Source organism: Pseudomonas sp. OA65 (assembly GCF_017498305.1).
GTDB classification, from domain to species: domain Bacteria; phylum Pseudomonadota; class Gammaproteobacteria; order Pseudomonadales; family Pseudomonadaceae; genus Aquipseudomonas; species Aquipseudomonas zanjanensis.
Window position 1 is genome coordinate 22,770 of the sequence record NZ_JAGDEZ010000009.1, and the last position, 18,865, is coordinate 41,634.

Below are 18,865 nucleotides of genomic sequence, written 5' to 3' on the forward strand. Positions count from 1 at the left end.
AGGCGGTCGGACGGGCCTGAAAGGGCCTTTGCAGGGTCCCCAAACCAGCGATTGCGGTACACTGGGCCCTTTTTCGGGGAGCGCGCCCTCCTCTCTTTCATCAGCCGAGAAATCCATGCCGATCCGTCATTGCATCGTCCACCTGATCGACAAAAAACCCGACGGCACCCCTGCTGTGCTCCACGCCCGCGACTCCGAACTGGCAGAGTCCACGGCCATCGAGAACATGCTCGCCGACCTCAACGAAAGCTATAACGCCAAGCAAGGCAAGGCCTGGGGCTTTTTCCACGCCGAGTCCGGGGCGCATCCGTTCAGCGGCTGGTTGAAGGAATACCTGGACGGCGGCAAGGATTTCACCGCGTTCAGTCGCGTGGCGGTGGAGCACCTGCAAAAACTGATGGAAGAGTCCAACCTGTCGGTGGGCGGCCACGTGTTGTTCGCGCATTACCAGCAGGGCATGACGGATTACTTGGCCATCGCCCTGCTTCACCACAGTGAAGGCGTGGCGGTGACCGATGAGCTGGACGTGACCCCGTCCCGTCACCTGGACCTGGGCCAGTTGCACCTGGCGGCGCGGATCAACGTATCGGAATGGCAGAACAACAAGCAATCCAAACAGTACATCTCGTTCATCAAGGGCAAGAACGGCAAGAAGGTCTCGGAATACTTCCGTGACTTCATCGGCTGCCAGGAAGGCGTCGACGGCCCCGGCGAGACCCGCACCCTGCTCAAGGCCTTCAGCGACTTCGTCGAAAGCGAAGACTTGCCGGAAGACGATGCCCGGGAAAAAACCAAGACCCTGGTGGATTACGCCAGCAGCCAGGCCAAGCTCGGCGAGCCCATGGGCCTGGAAGAACTGTCCGAGCTGATCGACGAAGAACGGCCGAAAGCCTTCTACGATCACATCCGCAACAAGGACTACGGCCTGTCACCGGAGATCCCGGCGGATAAACGCACCCTCAACCAGTTCCGCCGCTTCACCGGCCGCGCCGAAGGCTTGTCCATCAGCTTCGAAGCGCACCTGCTGGGCTCTAAGATCGAATATGACGAAGAGGCTGGGACGTTGATCATCAAGGGGTTGCCGACGTCGTTGACCGATCAGCTCAAGCGCCGCAACTGATGCTCGGCAGGGTGCGAGTTCGTAGGGCGCTGTCCGCGATATAGATTTGAAGGCCTCATCGCGAGCTTTGTGGGAGCAAAGCTTGCTCGCGATCCAGGCGCTGCGGTACTCAAGAGACCGCGGCGCGTTCATCGCGGGCAAGCCTTGCTCCCACCAAGCTCGCTCCCACAACAAGGTCATTCGTTGTTCATCGGGCCTCGATCCGGAAGCCAAACCGCGGAAAGTGCACATGCACCACCCCGCCACGCTCATCTTCCCGGCGCAGGATCAATTCCTCGCTGCCCGCAAACACCAACTCCCCGGCCACCGGATCGACACCATAGTCCGTCGCGGCGATGGTCACTTGCTGCCCAGCCGCGAACCCGTTCGGCTCTTCAAACGACTCATCCGGCAGTGCAGCCGGCGCAGTGTTACGGGCAGCATCCAAGGCCTCTTCGGAACTCATCTGGCTCGAGGCACCATGGCCGAAACCCAGCACCCGGACCAACCAGGCCGAGACAGCCGGATACGCGTCCACCAATGGCGAGGTCACGGGGGTGCCCTTGAGAAACCACAGCGGATGGGCCATGGCGAAGTCGGCAATCGACGGATCACCCAACAGGAAATCGCCTTCCTCGCGCTGCAATTGTTGTTCAAGGCGCGCCATGATCGTCGGCCACTGATGCTTGGCCTGGTCGGCGGACAAGCGCGTGGTCGTGCCGCCACTGAACAGCCCGGCGCGGTCGCTGATGAATGCCTTGATGGCTTCAGGCGATAGTTTGGCGAAACGCACCGCCACCGATTCAGGCTGGAACACCAGGCTCACGGCATGCTGGAACACCACCGAATCGGCCCAGGCCGCAAAGGACGCGGCCAGCATTTCCCGGCCTTCGGGGAACAGCGCCGGCGAGGCTTTTTCCTGCTCCAGTCGACGAGCGATCAGCGACGTATCGCAATAGATATCCGCGCCAATCTGCAACACCGGTGTCTTGCGATAGCCGCCCGTCAGTGCCGTCAGGTCAGGCTTGGGCATCATGGGCGGGATGCTCACCGAACGCCAGGACAAACCCTTGAAACCCAGCAACAGCCGGGCTTTTTCCGCGAAAGGAGACGTCGGGTAATGATGAAGAATCAACTCTGACATGGGATTCGCCACTACTGGAATGAAGTCTTGCAGCTTAGCGCGCCTGACCCGGCCAGCCTACCGGCCTGATAAAGGCCTATCAGCCAGGCTGATGAAGCGACAGCGCACTGGCCACCAGGCATTCCTTGGCGCTTTTCCTGAGCTTTTTGATCAGCCGTTCCTGGCGCAGGGCCTCGCCCTTGTCCCTACAGGCCTCGGTGTACACCAGGGCCACTGCCGGGCTGGACAGGAAGAAGCGCGCGCCCTTGCCGCTTTGATGCTTGGCGAAGCGCCGCACCGGGTCATCACTGATGCCGCAGTACAGCGAGCCATTGGCGGCCCGCACCAGGTAGACGAACCAGGGTTTGTCCGGTTCGGCGGTGCCTTGTGCAGGCAGATCGGAGGATAAGTCGACGGTCGTCACAAAATGTTCAACAGGTGAGCCAAGACAAACCGCGATCTTATCAGCGACTGGCCTGGAACGCCCGCAGCCCCTTGAGCGCCTGGGCCCTGACGGCGTTGCGTACCAGCGGCGTCCAGCCCAGCAGCAGGCCCTTGGTGCCCAGCGCCTGGCGGGACCAGCGCCACAGATCGAAGCTGTCGTGGTGTTCGCAGATCTTGCCATCGCGAAAAACGAAGCGCGCCTGGATGTCGTTGATCACGATGTTGCCGGTCTGGCTGAACAAGTACGTCGCCACCCAGTGCGCACCGCCGGTACGTTCGTCGCCGCGCACGTTATCGAAGGTCAGGGAGAAGTCCTTGGCCCGGGTCGTCAACATGCGCCACATGTCACCGGCATCACGCCCGCGCAGTTCGCCGAACGCTGGATCGCTGAACACCACGTCGTCGGTGTAGCAAGCGCTCATGGCTTCGGCGTCCAGGCGCTGGAAGGCCTGGTAAAAACGGGTGATCAAGGCGTTGTGGGCATCACTCATGGACAGGCTCCGAAAAACGTTTCAGTAGGCCTGCACGATAATCTGCCGCCGCGGGGAAGACTATCGTCATTCGCCATGAAAATGATATCAACGAAGGTCAGTGACCCTCTCGCTGCTGACGCCCACATACAACGCCCGTCCTGCGCCGATGCCCGCAATGATCGCCCCCAGGCCAATCAGGCCGAAGATCCAGCCCAGTGCATTCCATCCGCCGGTCAAGTCGTGGACCACGCCCACCGCGAAGGGCCCCAGCGACGCCAGCGTATAGCCAAAGCCCTGGGCCATGCTGGACAGGTTGGCGGCGACATGGGCGTCGCGCGAACGCAACACGATCAGCGTGAGTGCCAGGCTGAAGGTCGCGCCCTGCCCCAAGCCCAGCAGGATCGCCCAGCCCCACAAGCCATCGATGGGTGCGTAGAGGCAACCGAACAACCCGCCCAGGGACATGACCATGACAATCACGATGGCCAGGCGCTGATCCTTGCCCCGCGTGGCCAGCCAGGGCGCCGCCAGCGAACTGATCAACTGCACGATGACCGAACCGGACAGCACGAGCCCGGCCTGGGTCGGGGTCAAGCCACGCCCAATCAGGATCGAGGGCAGCCAGCCGAACACGATGTAGGCCAGGGACGATTGCAGCCCCATGTACAAGGTCACTTGCCAGGCCAACGGATCACGCAGCAAGCCGCGAACCCGGTACGCCACTTGGTGGGCACCGTGTTTCTCGCCCACTTGCGGCAACCAGAACACCGCTGCCAGTAGCGCCGGGACCACCCAAAAACCCAGCCCCAAGGCCCAGTCATGACCAAGGTGCTCGCTCAACGGCACCGTCGCCCCTGCCGCCATCGCCGCGCCCAGGCAGAGCGCCATGGTGTAGACACCGGTCATGGCGCCGGCCTGCTTGGCGAAGTCGCGCTTGACGATGCCGGGCAGCAGCACCCCGATGACGCCGATGCTGGCGCCCGCCAGGATGCTGCCGGCGAACAAGCCGAACTGACCGAACGAACTGCGCAAGACGATGCCGCAGGCCAGGGTCAGCAAAATGCCCAGCACGACGCGCTCAGCGCCAAAGCGTCGCGCCAGCACAGGCGCCAGCGGTGCGAACAACCCCAGGCAAAGCACGGGCAGGGTCGTCAGCAAACCCGCTTGCGCAGCCGATAAGCCAAGGCTTTTGGAAACCTCGCTGAGCAGCGGCGCCATGCTCGACAGCGCCGGGCGCAAGTTCAGCGCCACCAGGATCAGACCAAGCAGCAACAGCCAGGGCCGGCGCACCAACGGGTGGCTCTGTTGGGCCTGCTCGTCGTCGGCTTCGGCGTCGATCAACAGTTCTTCGAGTTCGGCGGCGCGTTTGGGCGCCGTCAAAGGGGTGCGGTCAAGCGGATCGCGGGACATGGATAGCTCTGTTTCAGGGTTCATTGATCAACTGCCGGCAAAGGGCCTTGGCCCGCTCCGGGTCCTGGCATTCGACGGCTTCGAGGATTTCGACGTGCAGGTCGAACACATGTTGATGGCGGATGATGTTGAGGCTCTGGCGCAGCTGCGCGCCAATGACGCTGGAAAAGTAGCGATAGAGTTCGCTCAGCGCAGGGTTGTGCGCGGCATCCACCAATAGACGGTGGAACACCAGGTCGCAGGCAATGTAGTGCTCCAGGTCGCCGTGGTAATGCTCGCCGCTGGTTCGCAACGCCTGGCGCAACGCAAGCAAATCCTCGTCGGTGCGCCGCAGCGCCGCCAGGCCAATGGCCTCGACTTCCAGGATGTGCCGGGTCTCCCGGGCCTGTTCCAGCGAACAGCGCGACAGCACCTTGAGGGTATCCAGCGGATCGACCACCGCCCGTACGTAGCTGCCATCGCCCTGACGGATCTCGATCAGCCCCGAAAACGCCAGCACGCGCATGGCTTCGCGCACGGTGTTGCGGCTGATCCCCAGCTCCGCCACCAATTCCGGCTCGGTGGGCAAGCGTTGGCCGACAGCCCACACGCCCTCGCCGATTCGTCTACGCAATTGCTCCAGGGCCTGATCAACCAGGGAGCGTTTTATTAATGGAGAAATATCTGACATGAAGCCCGCCCTTTCATCCAATCATAGGATGAATTTTCTGACATGTTAGTCAGCTTCGCGTAGGACAGCAACCGCCTAGGGTCAATGGGAGGGAAAAGAAACTAAATTATTGATTGGTCAAAATTACCCTGTGAGGGTAATTTTGAAACAGGACCTTATGAACAAGAGCACACCCCATTACGACCTGGGCGTGATCAAGGCGGATATCAAGCGGCTGGGAGGAAAGGCATTCACCGCCACCGCGACAAAAACCGCCGGGACGCTGGGCTTGACAGTTTCGGACATGTTGGAGGTTGCGTGTGGACTTCAGCGCCAGCAGTTCTACAAGTCCGTAACGACCTACGACGACCATCGGGTCTGGCACGACGTCTACCACACCCACTCACAGGGTCTGGAAATTTACATCAAGGTGACCTACCGCCCAAGCGGAGGCCCACCGGTGATCTCATTCAAGGAGAAAACCCCATGAAAGCTCAACAGTGCTTCAGCTGTGGCGCTCCGCAGGGCATGTCGCATTTCGAAGGCCGCGCAGAAACCCTGCGCGTCAAGGGACTGGAACGCCGGGTCGATGACTTGTCTGGCTGGGAATGCCAAATGTGCGGCGAGGTCGAACTCGACCCCGGTTGTTCGGATCGTCACACGAACGCGGGGGATGAACTGGTCATCGCCGCCAGGAAGATGATTGGCGAAGAAATGAAACGCATCCGGCGCAAACTGCATCTCTCTCAAAAAGAAGCGGTAGCGCTGTTGTCAGGTGGCGGGCACAACGCGTTTTCCCGCTATGAGCGCGGTGAGGTATTGCCACCAAAAGCGTTGATGCTGCTGATGCGCCTGCTTGATCGCTACCCGCATTTGCTTGCAGATGCAGGAACCCTGGCTGAAGGCGCGGACTTGAGAGGATTCAAGACGACGGTACACAAAGAGCACGAAACCCTCACGACTCACTGAGTCTGCTGCAAAAAACAAACTCGGACAAGTCTAATGCCTGTCAGTTAAGAGCAAACGACATAAATCCTGTGGGAGCTAAGCTTGCTCGCGATAGCGGCAGAGTCGCCAACATCGTTGTCGGCTGGCTTACCGCAATCGCGAGCAAGCTTAGCTCCCACAGGGTTGCTGCTTAACTGACAGGCATTACCCGGACAAGTCCGGGTTATTTTACTGCCTAAGGCCGGATCAATGCAGGATCTGGCTCAGGAACAGCTTGGTGCGGTCGTTCTGCGGGTTGTCGAAGAAGTCGTTCGGCGCAGCCTGTTCGACGATCTCACCCTTGTCCATGAAGATCACGCGGTTGGCCACGGTACGGGCGAAGCCCATTTCGTGGGTCACGCAGAGCATGGTCATACCGTCTTCGGCCAGGCCGATCATGGTGTCCAGCACCTCTTTCACCATCTCGGGGTCGAGTGCCGAGGTCGGTTCGTCGAACAGCATGATTTTCGGCTTCATGCACAGGGCACGGGCGATGGCCACACGCTGTTGCTGACCGCCGGAGAGCTGGCCCGGGTATTTGTGCGCCTGCTCTGGAATGCGTACGCGTTCCAGGTAATGCATGGCGATTTCCTCGGCCTTGCGCTTGGGCATCTTGCGCACCCACATCGGCGCCAGGGTGCAGTTCTGCAGGATGGTCAGGTGCGGGAACAGGTTGAAATGCTGGAACACCATGCCGACTTCACGGCGGATCGCTTCGATCTGCTTGAGGTCGTTGGTCAGCTCCACGCCATCGACCACGATGCGACCCTGCTGGTGCTCTTCCAGGCGGTTGAGGCAACGAATGGTCGTGGATTTGCCGGAACCCGACGGGCCGCACAGGACGATACGCTCGCCCTGCTTGACGTTCAGGTTGATGTCTTTCAACACATGGAACTGGCCGTACCACTTGTTGACGCCCTGCATCTGAATAATGCCTTCAGGGCTCACAGGCTGTTTGATCGCTTCACTCATAAACTACGCTCCTAACGCTTGTGGCCAGTGTCCAGCTTGCGTTCCAAATGCATGGAATAGCGGGACATACCAAAACAGAAAATCCAGAACACCAGGGCGGCGAACACATAGCCTTCAGTGGCCATGCCCAGCCATTTCGGGTCGGCGGCAGCTTGTTTCACGCTGTTGAGCAGGTCGAACAGGCCGATGATGATCACCAGGCTCGTGTCCTTGAACAACGCAATGAAGGTGTTGACGATACCCGGGATGACCATCTTCAAGGCTTGCGGCAAAATCACCAGGCCCATGCTGCGCCAGTAGCCCAGGCCCATCGCCGCGGCCGCTTCGTACTGCCCCTTGGGAATGGCTTGCAGACCGCCGCGCACCACTTCAGCCACATAGGCCGACTGGAACAGGATCACCCCGATCAATGCCCGCAGCAGCTTGTCGAAGTTCATGCCTTCGGGCAGGAACAGCGGCAGCATCACCGACGACATGAACAGCACCGTAATCAACGGCACACCGCGCCAGAACTCGATGAACGTCACGCAGACCACACGGATCGCCGGCATGTTCGAGCGCCGGCCCAGGGCCAGGACAATGCCCAGTGGCAGCGCGCCGGCGATACCGACGGTGGCGATCACCAGGGTCAGCATCAGGCCGCCCCATTGGCTGGTTGCCACCGTGGCCAAGCCGAACACGCCGCCGTGCAGCAAGCACCAGGCAATGATCGGGTACAGCACCAGGAAGCTCAGGCCGTAGATCGCCTTGCGCGGGAAGCGCGAAATGAACAGCGGCGCTACACCGAGCACAGCCAGCCACACGGTCAGGTCTACGCGCCAGCGCAGGTCCGTCGGGTAATAGCCGTACATGAACTGGCCGAAACGCTGTTGGATGAACACCCAGCAGGCGCCCTCCTTGGTGCAGTCGGCTTGAGTGGTGCCGACCCAGTTGGCATCGAGAATCGCCCAGCTGAGAATCGGTGGCACCACCAGGTAGATCAGGTAGAACGCGAACAACGTCAGCAAGGTGTTGAGCCAGCTGGAGAACATGTTCGCGCGCATCCATGCCACTGGCCCGAACACTTTGCTCGGTGGCGGCATATCAGGTTTGAAAGTATGGGATGTCATGCGCTTTTCCTCACCGCTCGATCAGCGCAATGCGCTTGTTGTACCAGTTCATCAGCAAGGAAATGCTGATACTGATCGCCAGGTACACGCTCATGGTGATCGCGATCACCTCGATGGCCTGACCGGTCTGGTTCAACACCGTACCAGCAAACAGCGAAACCATTTCCGGGTAACCGATACCGGCGGCCAGGGACGAGTTTTTCGCCAGGTTCAGGTATTGGCTGGTCAACGGCGGGATGATCACGCGCAAGGCTTGCGGGATGATCACCTTGCGCAGCGTCGGACCGTTGCGCAGGCCCAGCGAGTGGGCCGCCTCGGTCTGGCCATGGCTCACGGACTTGATGCCCGAGCGCACGATCTCGGCGATGAACGCCGCGGTGTACACGGTCAAGGCCAGGGTCAAGGCGAGTAGCTCGGGGATCAATACCCAGCCACCGACGAAGTTGAAGCCCTTGAGTTCCGGCATTTCCCAATGCACAGGCGTACCGAAGATCGCGGCGCACAGTGCCGGGATCACCAGGAACAGCGCCAGGCCCACCCAGAATTTATGGAACGGCTCGCCGGTCGCTTCGAAACGCTTGTTGGCCCAGCGGGTCATCAGCACGATGGCGACGATTGCCAGCACGACACTGGCCACGAACGGCCAGAACCCTTCCGCGACCAGTGCCGCCGGCATGTTGAGGCCGCGACTGCTGACGAAGAAGGTATCGCCGAAGTTATGACTGTTGCGCGGCCCCGGCATGGTCAGGAACACCGCGAAATACCAGAACAGGATCTGTAGCAGCGGTGGGATGTTGCGGAAAACCTCCACATACACGGTCGCCACTTTGGCGATGATCCAGTTCTTCGACAGTCGGGCCACACCGACAATGAAACCGAGGATCGTTGCCAGGATCACGCCGATGAATGTCACCAGCAGTGTGTTGAGCAACCCGATGACAAAGACGCGGGCATAACTGTCCGCCTCGGTGTAGTCGATCAGGGTTTGAGCGATGCCAAAACCGGCACTACGCTCCAGGAAGCTGAAACCGGACGTGATGCCCCGGTGCTCGAGGTTGGTCTGCGTGTTATCGAACAGAAACCAGCCCAGCGAAATAACCGCCACGATGGTGACGATCTGAAATACCCACGCACGCACTCGTGGATCGCTGAGGCTGAGCCTCTGCTTAGGTGCGCCGATTGAATTTTGCATGAAGTGCCCCGCAAAGAATGGAACAGAACATCACCCGGTGGTTGGCCCACCGGGTGATAGAACCATCAGCGCACTGGTGGTGCGTATTGAATGCCGCCTGCGTTCCACAGAGCGTTCAGACCGCGATCGATCTGCAGCGGGGTGTCCTTGCCGAGGTTGCGCTCGAACATTTCGCCGTAGTTGCCGACTTGCTTGACGATCTGCACGACCCAGTCCTTCGGCAACTTCAGGTCTTTACCGTATTCACCGTCAGCGCCGAGCATACGGGCAACGTCAGGGTTCTTGGTGGCCTTGGCTTCAGCTTCGACGTTCTTCGAAGTGATGCCGGCTTCTTCAGCGTTGAGCAAGGCGTAGCCAGTCCAGCGCACGACTTTCGCCCATTCTTCATCGCCATTACGCACGACCGGGCCCAATGGCTCCTTGGAAATGGTTTCCGGCAGGACCACGTAGTCCTTCGGCGAAGCCAGCTTGCTGCGCTGGGCGAACAGTTGGGACTTGTCGGAGGTCAGCACGTCGCAACGACCGGATTCCAGCGACTTGGCGCTTTCGTCGGAGGTGTCGAAGGTGATCGGGGTGTACTTCAGGCCGTTGCCGCGGAAGTAGTCGGAAACGTTCAGCTCGGTGGTGGTACCGGCCTGGATGCAGATGGTTGCACCGTCCAGTTCCTTGGCGCTCTTGACGCCCAGCTTGTTGTTTACCAGGAAACCGATGCCGTCGTAGTAGGTAATGAAGCCTGGGAAAACCAGGCCCATGCCCGCGTCACGGGAACTGGTCATGGTGGTGTTGCGCGACAGGATGTCGATTTCGCCGGACTGCAGAGCGGTGAAACGCTCCTTGGCGTTCAACTGGCTGAATTTAACCTTGTTCGCGTCGCCGAATACGGCAGCGGCCACGGCACGACAGAAGTCAGCGTCGATACCCAGGATCTTGCCCGAGGCATCAGGCACCGAGAAACCCGGCAGGCCATCGCTCACGCCGCACTGCACAAAACCTTTCTTCTGCACGGCATCCAGGGTTGCACCCGCCTGAGCGAACCCGCTGACACCGAGAACTGCTGCTGCAGTCACGACTGCCAGGGTGGATTTCAGTAACTTCATTCAAACCTCCAGTTTTGCTCTTGTTGTGTCGGAGCTCGAGCCCTGTCGCACCCTTTTGAGGCATTGCCGACCCTTGTTGGCTTTTTTTAGGGTCAACCGACGTCTGGACCTTCGCTATGGGTCTACTAATGAGGATGTCCGTAAACAGTGGTCATGCCCATCTCTCACCAATCGGCCGAACGGGCTGTAGCCCTTCACGTTCGCGAAGCCCGTAGCGGCTATTGGCGAACATTCATCACCGGATTTCTGATATCCCATGCGGCGCGTCTAACTGATAGTGTTACCGCGCAACCTAAGAAATCATCACTCAGGTACCCCATAGCAAAGCCCGTACCAGACCGCTGCGCTTAGGCCATGTAAAACACGTCAAGACAAAAACTTTCAACTTTGCGACATCTAATTAACTGAGACACCGGAAGCGCACCGTAATCACGCACTGATTGGGCGCACCCGCACAGATTTGGAGCACAACCATGACCGACCCCTTGATTCTCGAGCCCAGCGGCACCGTTGACGCGTGCGTTATCTGGCTCCACGGCCTGGGCGCCGATCGTTTTGATTTCCTGCCGGTCGCCGAAATGTTGCAGCAAAGCCTGCTCACCACACGTTTCGTTCTACCCCAAGCCCCGACCCAACCCGTAACGATCAACGGCGGCTATGCCATGCCCAGTTGGTACGACATTCGTGCCTTGAGCCCGGCGCGGGCCATCGACGAACAACAACTCGAAGCCTCGGCGCAACGGGTGATTGACCTGATCGAAACCCAGCGAGCCAGCGGAATAGACGCCTCGCGGATTTTCCTCGCCGGATTTTCCCAAGGTGGCGCGGTGGTTTATCACGCCGCCTTCGTGAAATGGCAGGGCCCTTTGGGCGGCGTGGTCGCGCTGTCTACTTATGCACCGACCTTCAGCGATGAACTGCAGTTGTCGGCCAGCCAGCAGCGCATTCCGGTCCTGGCCCTGCATGGTCAATACGACGAAGTGGTACTCAACCCCATGGGGCGGACCGCAAAAGAGTATTTGAAGCAGCATGGTGTCACCGTGACATGGCAGGAATACCCAATGGGCCACGAAGTGTTACCCGAGGAGATTCGCGACATCGGCACCTGGCTGGCCGAGCGGTTGCGCTAAGCGGCCAATCGCCACGCCGGTCCTTTGACGATCCCACTACGCCGCGCCCGTTTCTTGCATTACACTGGCCGGCGTACATTCCTTAACCAATCGATGAGATGACCGTGCTCAAAGCACTCAAGAAGATGTTCGGTAAAAGCGAGGCCGAGCAACTCGCGCCTGGCCCCACAGCGCCGACCCACGGCCCGAGCCATACCGATGCGCAACAACCGCGCCGGGCGGCACCTGTTGCACAGGCAACAAAAGAACCCGTCGTCCAGCCTGTCACGGCCCCCGAGCCCGAGAAACCTCGCAACGAAGCCCCCAGGCCGCGCCGCGAACGCGCACCGAAACCACCGGTCGTCGCCTGGAAACTCGAGGACTTCGCCGTAGAACCCCAGGAAGGCAAGACGCGCTTCCACGATTTCAAGCTCGCCCCTGAATTGATGCATGCCATCCAGGACCTGGGTTTCCCCTATTGCACGCCGATCCAGGCGCAAGTGCTCGGTTACACCCTCGCCGGCAAAGACGCCATCGGTCGCGCCCAGACCGGCACCGGCAAGACCGCCGCGTTCCTGATCTCCATCATCACCCAATTGCTCCAGACCCCGCCGCCCAAGGAGCGCTACATGGGCGAACCGCGGGCACTGATCATCGCGCCGACCCGTGAGCTGGTGGTGCAGATCGCCAAGGACGCCGCCGACCTGACCAAGTACACCGGCCTGAACGTCATGACGTTCGTGGGCGGCATGGATTTCGACAAGCAACTCAAGCACCTCGAAGCCCGCCACTGCGACATCCTGGTGGCCACCCCGGGCCGCCTGCTGGACTTCAACCAGCGCGGCGATGTGCACCTGGACATGGTCGAAGTGATGGTGCTGGACGAAGCCGACCGCATGCTCGACATGGGTTTCATCCCACAAGTGCGCCAGATCATTCGCCAGACCCCACCGAAAAGCGAACGCCAGACCCTGTTGTTTTCCGCCACCTTCACCGAAGACGTGATGAACCTGGCCAAGCAGTGGACCACCGACCCGGCCATCGTCGAGATCGAAGCCGAGAACGTCGCCAGCGAAAACGTCGAGCAACACATCTACGCCGTCGCCGGTGCCGACAAATACAAGCTGCTCTACAACCTGGTCAACGACAACGGTTGGGAACGGGTGATGGTGTTTGCCAACCGCAAGGACGAAGTGCGGCGTATCGAAGAACGCCTGGTGCGTGATGGCGTCAACGCCGCCCAACTCTCCGGCGACGTGCCCCAGCACAAGCGCATCAAGACCCTCGAAGGCTTCCGCGAAGGCAAGATCCGCGTACTGGTTGCCACCGATGTGGCCGGTCGCGGCATCCACATCGACGGCATCAGCCACGTGATCAACTTCACGTTGCCGGAAGTGCCGGACGATTACGTGCACCGTATCGGCCGCACCGGTCGTGCCGGCGCCGCGGGGGTTTCCATCAGCTTCGCCGGGGAGGATGACTCCTACCAGTTGCCGTCCATCGAGGCCTTGCTGGGGAAAAAGATCAATTGCGAAACTCCGCCGACGCATCTGTTGCGGCCGGTTGAGCGCAAGCGTCCATAACCGTCTCCACAGCACCAAAAAAGCGCAGCCAAGACAGGCTGCGCTTTTTTTTGCCTTGGATATTGCTCGATTAAACTAAAAGTCCATAATGGACAAATTAGTTTATAAGCAGCTTCCCGGAGCCCCCATGTCCAGCACGCCCTATGTGATGACCCAAGCCCAGGCCAGAGAACTGCTCGGGCAAATCGACCTACCGCAAATCCTGCGCAAGCTGTTCCGCGACCTCGCCGCGGGACAAGCGGTGCAGCCGCCCCAGCAACTGGTGGTGTTTCCCCAAGGCGCCGGGGACTTCATCAATTACCTGGGCGTGCTGGCTGAAGAACAGGTCTACGGGATCAAGACCTCGCCCTACATCGTGCGCGAGCAAAGCCCATTGGTGACCGCCTGGACCTTGCTGATGTCGATGCAGACCGGCCAACCGCTGCTGCTGTGCGATGCCGCCGAACTGACCACCGCCCGCACCGCAGCGACCACTGCCGTCGCCGTCGATGCCCTCGCCCCACATACCGCCAGGCGCTTGGTCGTCATCGGCAGCGGCGCGGTGGCGCGGGCGCATGTGCACTACGTCAAGGATCTGCGCGACTGGCAAGGCATCAGCCTCTATTCGCCTGGCCTGAAAACCAAGTCGGCGCAAGCACTTGCCTCACTCACCGGCCTGGACCCGCGCCTGCAAATCGCCGACACCCTCGAAGCGGCGCTGCACGATGCCGATGTGGTGATGCTCTGCACCTCGTCCGCCAAAGCGGTACTCGACCCGCAGACCCTGGGCAAACCGGCGCTGATCACCTCCATTAGCACCAACGCCCCACGCGCCCACGAAATACTGCCCCAGCGCCTCAGCGACATGGACGTATTCTGCGACTATCGCCAGACCACTCCGGGTTCGGCCGGTGAAATGTTGATCGCCGGCGAACAGTACGGCTGGCAAGCGTCGAGCATCATCGGTGACTTGCCTGAATTGCTCAGCGAACACGTGGCGCGCCCCGACTACCAACGCCATGTGTTCTTCCGTTCCATTGGCCTGGGGCTGGAGGATGTTGCGCTGGCGAACGCCCTTTACCGGTTGCACCACCACTGACACAACTCGATTCCCTGTGGGAGCGGGCTTGCTCGCGAAGGCGGCAGCACATTCAACATTGATGTGGCAGACACGCTGCTTTCGCGAGCAAGCCCGCTCCCACAGGTTCCGCGAACTCCCGGCAATGTGCTCGACAGGAGCGTTTCATGACACAAGCAGATTTCATCATCATCGGCGGCGGCATTGCCGGTGCTTCCACCGGTTACTGGCTGGCGCCCCACGGCCGGGTCATTGTGCTCGAACGGGAATCGCACCCGGCCTACCATTCCACCGGACGCTCGGCGGCGCTGTACACCGCGGCCTACGGCACCCCTCAGGTGCGGGCGCTGACCCAGGCCAGCCGGGATTTTTTCGACGTGCCACCGGCCGGTTTCTGCGAGCACCCGTTGCTGAGCCCACGGGGCGAAATGACCGTGGACTTCACCGGCGACCCCGCCGAGCTGAACAACCAATACCTGAGCGCCAAGGCCACGGTGCCGCAGATGCAACTGCTCAGCGCCGACGAAGCCTGCGTGCGGCTGCCGATCCTGCGGCGGGAAAAAGTCCACGGGGCGATCTATGACCCCACGGCCTGCGACATCGATACGGATGCCCTGCACCAAGGCTACCTGCGCGGCATTCGTCGCAGCGGCGGCAGTGTGCACACCGACAGCGAAGTGTTGGGCCTGAGCCGCGACGGCCACGGACATTGGCACGTGAAAACCGCCAGCCAGACCTTCACCGCCCCCATCGTGATCAATGCCGCCGGCGCCTGGGCTGATCAGGTCGCCGACATGGCCGGCGCCCGGAAGTTGGGCCTGCAACCCAAGCGGCGTGCGGCGTTCATCTTCGCCGGCCCCGAGGGTGTGGATATTCACGACTGGCCGATGCTGGTGAGCCTCGACGAATCCTTCTATATGAAGCCCGACGCCGGCATGTTCCTCGGCTCGCCGGCCAACGCCGACCCGGTGGAACCTCACGACGTGCAGCCTGAAGAGCTGGACATCGCCATGGGCATCTACCAGATCGAAGAGGCCACCACCCTGACCATTCGCCGCCCGACCCGCACCTGGGCCGGGTTGCGCAGCTTCGTCCACGACGGCGATCTGCTGTCCGGTTTCGATGCGCAGGTGCCCGGGCTGTTCTGGGTAGCAGCCCAGGGCGGCTACGGCATCCAGACCTCCCCGGCCATGGGCCAGGCCAGCGCGGCGCTGGTGCGTGGCGAACCGTTGCCCGAAGCCCTGGCGCGTTTCGGCCTGAGCAGCGCCATGCTCTCTCCCGAGCGCTTGGGATGAACCCACTCAGGTGACGCATCGCCACGATTGCGGCACACTCCCCCCGCGCCCCTGTTCCACGGGGCGCTGACGCTGCCTGGAGCCCTGTCATGACTGCCTCGCCACCCGATCCGGCGCTGGAAAACTTCCGCACCATCGCCGACGCCATCGCCACACTGTTCTACCCCCACGCCGAAGTGGTGCTGCACGACCTGCGCAGCCAGAAGGTCGACTACATCGCCAATAACCTGTCCAAGCGCGAAATCGGCGATGATTCGTCCCTGGAAGACATGCTCAGCGAAGACGTCAGCGACCGTAACATCGGGCCCTACGAAAAGCTGAACTGGGACGGACAGAAGATTCGCAGCCTCAGCAGCGTCCTGCGCGATGCCCAGGGTCGTCCGTTGGCGGTGCTGTGCATCAACCTGAATATTTCGCTGTTCGAGAATGCCAAGGCCGCACTGGATCTGTTCCTGTCGCCAGGCAAGTTGATTCCCCAGCCGGATTCACTGTTTCGCGATGACTGGCAGGAGCGGATCAACACTTTCCTGCACGCCTGGATGCGCGAACGCCAGTTGAGCCTGAACCTGTTGACCCGCGACCACAAACGCGAGCTGGTGTTGGCGCTGCATGCCGAAGGCGCGTTCAAGGGCAAGAGCGCGTCCAACTATGTGGCCAATGTGCTGAACATGGGGCGGGCGACGGTGTACAAACATTTGAAGGAGTTGAAGGGCTGAGGTTTTGGGTCGCCTGGCTTGACGCCTTCGCGAGCAGGCTCGCTCCCACATTTGATCTCATTGCACATAAATCTCGTGCACGACACAAATCCCCTGTGGGAGCGAGCCTGCTCGCGATAGCCATCAATCAGTCGCCGTAGATATCCGACTTGAAATACTTGGCCTGGATCTTCTGATACTCCCCATTGGCCCGAATCCCATCGATGGCCTTGTTCAAGTCCGCCACCAACTGGGTATTGCCTTTACGCACTGCGATACCAGCGCCCTCACCCACGTATTTCGGGTCCTTGAGCTCCGGCCCGACGAACGCGTAGCCCTTGCCACGGGGCATCGACAGGAAGTCTTCCAGCGGGATGGTGTCGGCGAAAATCGCGTCCAGGCGACCGGACGCCAGGTCCATGTAGATTTCTTCGTTGTTGCTGTAGCGCTTGACCATCACGCCTTTCGGCTCGAAGACTTCCGTGGCGAAACGATCCGTGGTGGTGGCCCGCTGTACGCCAACAGTCTTGCCCTTGAGGCTGGCGTACTGGTCATCGACCACCGCCCCTTCCTTCATGACCAGGCGCGATGAGGTGAAGTAGTACTTGTGGGTGAAATCCACCGACTTCTTGCGTTCTTCGGTGATGGTCATGGACGACAGCGCCAGGTCGATCTTCTTCACCTTGAGCGACGGAATCAGCCCGTCGAACTCACCCTCGATCCACTCGCATTTGACTTGCATCTGCGCGCAGAGGGCATTGCCGATGTCGTAGTCAAACCCCTCGATTTTCCCTTCCGAGGTCTTTGAAGCGAACGGTGGATAAGCCGCCTCGATGCCGATGCGCAGGGTTTTCTCAGCGGCGAACAGGCTGCTGGAGGCTAGCAGGCTCAAGGCCAAGCCGGTGATGAGGGGGAGTTTCTTCATGTTCGATCTCTCGCGGGTTGTTGTTGGTTTGGCAGAGAAAGGTAGGCACGGCTGTTTTGTACTTATAAATCCATACTGGACTTTAATGTACATACCGTCAATTGGGGAAACAGGGGAAAGTGATGGGAGGCTGTCGGCCCCTTCGCGAGCAGGCTCGCTCCCACAGGGAATCCGTGTCGTACACGACATTTGTGTTCCACGCAGATCAAATGTGGGAGCGAGCCTGCTCCGGGCGGCGATCCGACGATAGCGGAATATCAGGTTGCCTACTGCTTCCAGCGATCCGCCGCCGCATGATCACTGTCCCGCCCTTCAACCCAGCGCGGGCCGTCGATGGTGTTTTCCTTTTTCCAGAACGGAGCACGGGTCTTGAGGTAATCCATGACAAAGGCGCAGGCATCGAACGCCGCCTGGCGGTGGGCACTGGCGGCCGCGACGAAGACAATCGGCTCGCCCGGTTCCAGGGCGCCGATACGGTGCAGCACCTCCAGCTTGAGCAGCGGCCAGCGCTGCTCGGCCTCGGTGGCGATCTTGCCCAGGGCTTTTTCGGTCATGCCCGGGTAATGCTCCAGGAACATCCCCGACACATCGAGACCGTCATTGAAGTCGCGCACGTAGCCGACAAAACTCACCACCGCCCCCACGCCGACATTGGCCGCGTGCATCGCGTTGACTTCAACACCCGGATCGAACGGTTCGACTTGCACACGAATGGCCATGGCTCAGCCTCCGGTCACGGTGGGGAAGAATGCGACTTCGTCACCGTCTGCCAATGGTTCGTCAAGCTGGCACAGATCCTCGTTGCGCGCACACATCAGGTTTTGCTCCTTCAGCACCTCGGCATCGTCCCGCTGGGCGAGCAGCGCGCGCACATCGTCGACTGTGGCGAAATCGCCTTGCACCTTGAGCGAATCCACGCCAAGCGCTTCACGGTAGCGAGCAAAGAACTTCACGGTGATGTTCATGGCGCGTCCGCCTGGAAATGGCCGCTCTTGCCGCCGAGTTTCTCCAGCACTCGTACGCCCTCGATGGTCATGCCACGGTCGACGGCCTTGCACATGTCATAGATGGTCAGCGCGGCGACGCTGGCGGCGGTGAGCGCTTCCATTTCCACGCCGGTCTGCCCCGACAGTTTGCAGCGGGCGACGATGCGCACCCGGTCCTCGCCTTCGGCAGTGAGCTCGACCTTGACGCTGGTGAGCATCAATGGGTGGCAGAGCGGAATCAGGTCACTGGTTTTCTTGGCCGCCTGGATGCCGGCAATGCGCGCAACGGCGAACACGTCACCCTTGGGATGACCGCCACTGACGATCATTTGCAGCGTGTCGGGCAGCATGCGCACAAAGGCTTCGGCGGTGGCCTCACGGAAGGTCACGGCCTTGTCGGTCACGTCCACCATATTGGCGCGACCTTGGGAATCGAGATGAGTCAGCACAGGGTTACTCCTGATCAGGAGCGTCGATTGTAAACCCGTGGGTCAGATTCCGGCAGGGCTGATTGTCGCACCTAAGAATTTGCAAACACTGCAGATCCTTTGTGGGAGCGAGCCTGCTCGCGAAAGCGGTGCTTCAGATAAAAATATTTGGCTGACACACCGCATTCGCGAGCAGGCTCGCTCCCACAGGAGGTTTTGTATCGCCATAAAA

The 18,865-nt window shown here is 60.6% G+C and carries 21 protein-coding genes; 8 read left to right on the forward strand and 13 right to left on the reverse strand.

Features of this window, described 5'->3' with window-relative positions:
* The first annotated feature begins 115 nt into the window (after positions 1-115).
* Positions 116-1,120 carry a nucleoid-associated protein YejK gene (yejK, locus tag J3361_RS09900; RefSeq protein ID WP_030139623.1) on the forward strand — a complete coding sequence of 335 codons (1,005 nt, stop codon included), beginning with the start codon at positions 116-118 and terminating at the stop codon, positions 1,118-1,120.
* Between the two features lie 187 nt (positions 1,121-1,307).
* On the opposite strand, the gene J3361_RS09905 is transcribed toward yejK, so the two are convergent.
* The 5 genes from J3361_RS09905 to J3361_RS09925 all read right to left on the reverse strand — a co-directional run bounded on the left by J3361_RS09905 (position 1,308) and on the right by J3361_RS09925 (position 5,219).
* Positions 1,308-2,243 carry a glutathione S-transferase family protein gene (locus J3361_RS09905; protein ID WP_207964222.1) on the reverse strand — a complete coding sequence of 312 codons (936 nt, stop codon included), beginning with the start codon at positions 2,241-2,243 and terminating at the stop codon, positions 1,308-1,310.
* Positions 2,244-2,322: 79 nt separating this feature from the next.
* Positions 2,323-2,646: a GIY-YIG nuclease family protein gene (locus tag J3361_RS09910; protein ID WP_207964223.1), complete on the reverse strand. Its 324-nt coding sequence runs from the start codon at positions 2,644-2,646 to the stop codon at positions 2,323-2,325.
* A gap of 40 nt (positions 2,647-2,686) precedes the next feature.
* Positions 2,687-3,157, reverse strand: a complete 471-nt coding sequence (locus J3361_RS09915; protein WP_207964224.1) for a nuclear transport factor 2 family protein — start codon at positions 3,155-3,157, stop codon at positions 2,687-2,689.
* 87 nt (positions 3,158-3,244) lie between these two features.
* On the reverse strand, positions 3,245-4,549 hold the full coding sequence (locus J3361_RS09920) for a CynX/NimT family MFS transporter (protein ID WP_243458817.1): 1,305 nt from the start codon (positions 4,547-4,549) through the stop codon (positions 3,245-3,247).
* A 13-nt stretch (positions 4,550-4,562) separates the two neighbouring features.
* Complete coding sequence (locus tag J3361_RS09925; RefSeq protein ID WP_207964228.1) at positions 4,563-5,219, reverse strand: FadR/GntR family transcriptional regulator; 657 nt, start codon at positions 5,217-5,219, stop codon at positions 4,563-4,565.
* A gap of 157 nt (positions 5,220-5,376) precedes the next feature.
* Between J3361_RS09925 and J3361_RS09930 the strand changes: the two genes are divergently transcribed.
* Together J3361_RS09930 and J3361_RS09935 are read left to right on the forward strand one after the other, a co-directional pair.
* Complete coding sequence (locus J3361_RS09930; protein ID WP_207964230.1) at positions 5,377-5,688, forward strand: type II toxin-antitoxin system MqsR family toxin; 312 nt, start codon at positions 5,377-5,379, stop codon at positions 5,686-5,688.
* Positions 5,685-6,167 carry a type II TA system antitoxin MqsA family protein gene (locus tag J3361_RS09935; protein ID WP_207964231.1) on the forward strand — a complete coding sequence of 161 codons (483 nt, stop codon included), beginning with the start codon at positions 5,685-5,687 and terminating at the stop codon, positions 6,165-6,167. Before J3361_RS09930 ends, J3361_RS09935 begins: the two co-directional genes overlap by 4 nt.
* Positions 6,168-6,392: 225 nt before the next feature.
* Here J3361_RS09935 and J3361_RS09940 read toward each other — a convergent pair whose 3' ends face one another.
* From J3361_RS09940 to J3361_RS09955, 4 genes are all read right to left on the reverse strand, one after another.
* A complete protein-coding gene (locus J3361_RS09940) occupies positions 6,393-7,157 on the reverse strand; it encodes an amino acid ABC transporter ATP-binding protein (protein ID WP_003178331.1) in 765 nt (254 codons plus the stop codon).
* A gap of 11 nt (positions 7,158-7,168) precedes the next feature.
* The gene (locus tag J3361_RS09945) at positions 7,169-8,266 is read right to left on the reverse strand and encodes an amino acid ABC transporter permease (RefSeq protein ID WP_207964232.1); all 1,098 of its coding nucleotides are present in this window, start codon (positions 8,264-8,266) and stop codon (positions 7,169-7,171) included.
* Positions 8,267-8,276: 10 nt separating this feature from the next.
* Entirely contained in the window at positions 8,277-9,458 is a 1,182-nt protein-coding gene (locus J3361_RS09950) for an amino acid ABC transporter permease (protein WP_207964233.1), read from the reverse strand.
* Positions 9,459-9,523: 65 nt separating this feature from the next.
* On the reverse strand, positions 9,524-10,555 hold the full coding sequence (locus J3361_RS09955; RefSeq protein WP_207964234.1) for an amino acid ABC transporter substrate-binding protein: 1,032 nt from the start codon (positions 10,553-10,555) through the stop codon (positions 9,524-9,526).
* Positions 10,556-11,028: 473 nt separating this feature from the next.
* Here J3361_RS09955 and J3361_RS09960 point away from each other — a divergent pair, with 473 nt between their 5' ends.
* The 5 genes from J3361_RS09960 to J3361_RS09980 all read left to right on the forward strand — a co-directional run bounded on the left by J3361_RS09960 (position 11,029) and on the right by J3361_RS09980 (position 16,315).
* Entirely contained in the window at positions 11,029-11,685 is a 657-nt protein-coding gene (locus J3361_RS09960; protein ID WP_207964235.1) for an alpha/beta hydrolase, read from the forward strand.
* Positions 11,686-11,783: 98 nt separating this feature from the next.
* Positions 11,784-13,247 carry an ATP-dependent RNA helicase RhlB gene (gene rhlB / locus J3361_RS09965; protein WP_207964237.1) on the forward strand — a complete coding sequence of 488 codons (1,464 nt, stop codon included), beginning with the start codon at positions 11,784-11,786 and terminating at the stop codon, positions 13,245-13,247.
* A 127-nt stretch (positions 13,248-13,374) separates the two neighbouring features.
* Positions 13,375-14,325, forward strand: coding sequence for an ornithine cyclodeaminase family protein (locus tag J3361_RS09970; protein WP_207964239.1), 951 nt, complete (start codon positions 13,375-13,377; stop codon positions 14,323-14,325).
* A gap of 146 nt (positions 14,326-14,471) precedes the next feature.
* On the forward strand, positions 14,472-15,599 hold the full coding sequence (locus J3361_RS09975) for an FAD-binding oxidoreductase (protein WP_207964240.1): 1,128 nt from the start codon (positions 14,472-14,474) through the stop codon (positions 15,597-15,599).
* A gap of 89 nt (positions 15,600-15,688) precedes the next feature.
* Positions 15,689-16,315, forward strand: a complete 627-nt coding sequence (locus tag J3361_RS09980; RefSeq protein ID WP_207964241.1) for a transcriptional regulator — start codon at positions 15,689-15,691, stop codon at positions 16,313-16,315.
* Positions 16,316-16,442: 127 nt separating this feature from the next.
* On the opposite strand, the gene J3361_RS09985 is transcribed toward J3361_RS09980, so the two are convergent.
* The 4 genes from J3361_RS09985 to moaC all read right to left on the reverse strand — a co-directional run bounded on the left by J3361_RS09985 (position 16,443) and on the right by moaC (position 18,654).
* Complete coding sequence (locus tag J3361_RS09985) at positions 16,443-17,219, reverse strand: ABC transporter substrate-binding protein (RefSeq protein WP_207964242.1); 777 nt, start codon at positions 17,217-17,219, stop codon at positions 16,443-16,445.
* Positions 17,220-17,485: 266 nt separating this feature from the next.
* The gene (gene moaE, locus J3361_RS09990) at positions 17,486-17,938 is read right to left on the reverse strand and encodes a molybdopterin synthase catalytic subunit MoaE (protein WP_207964243.1); all 453 of its coding nucleotides are present in this window, start codon (positions 17,936-17,938) and stop codon (positions 17,486-17,488) included.
* Positions 17,939-17,941: 3 nt separating this feature from the next.
* Complete coding sequence (gene moaD / locus J3361_RS09995) at positions 17,942-18,184, reverse strand: molybdopterin converting factor subunit 1 (protein ID WP_207964244.1); 243 nt, start codon at positions 18,182-18,184, stop codon at positions 17,942-17,944.
* The gene (gene moaC, locus J3361_RS10000) at positions 18,181-18,654 is read right to left on the reverse strand and encodes a cyclic pyranopterin monophosphate synthase MoaC (protein ID WP_207964245.1); all 474 of its coding nucleotides are present in this window, start codon (positions 18,652-18,654) and stop codon (positions 18,181-18,183) included. The genes moaD and moaC overlap by 4 nt, the downstream gene beginning before the upstream one ends.
* Positions 18,655-18,865 lie beyond the last annotated feature (211 nt).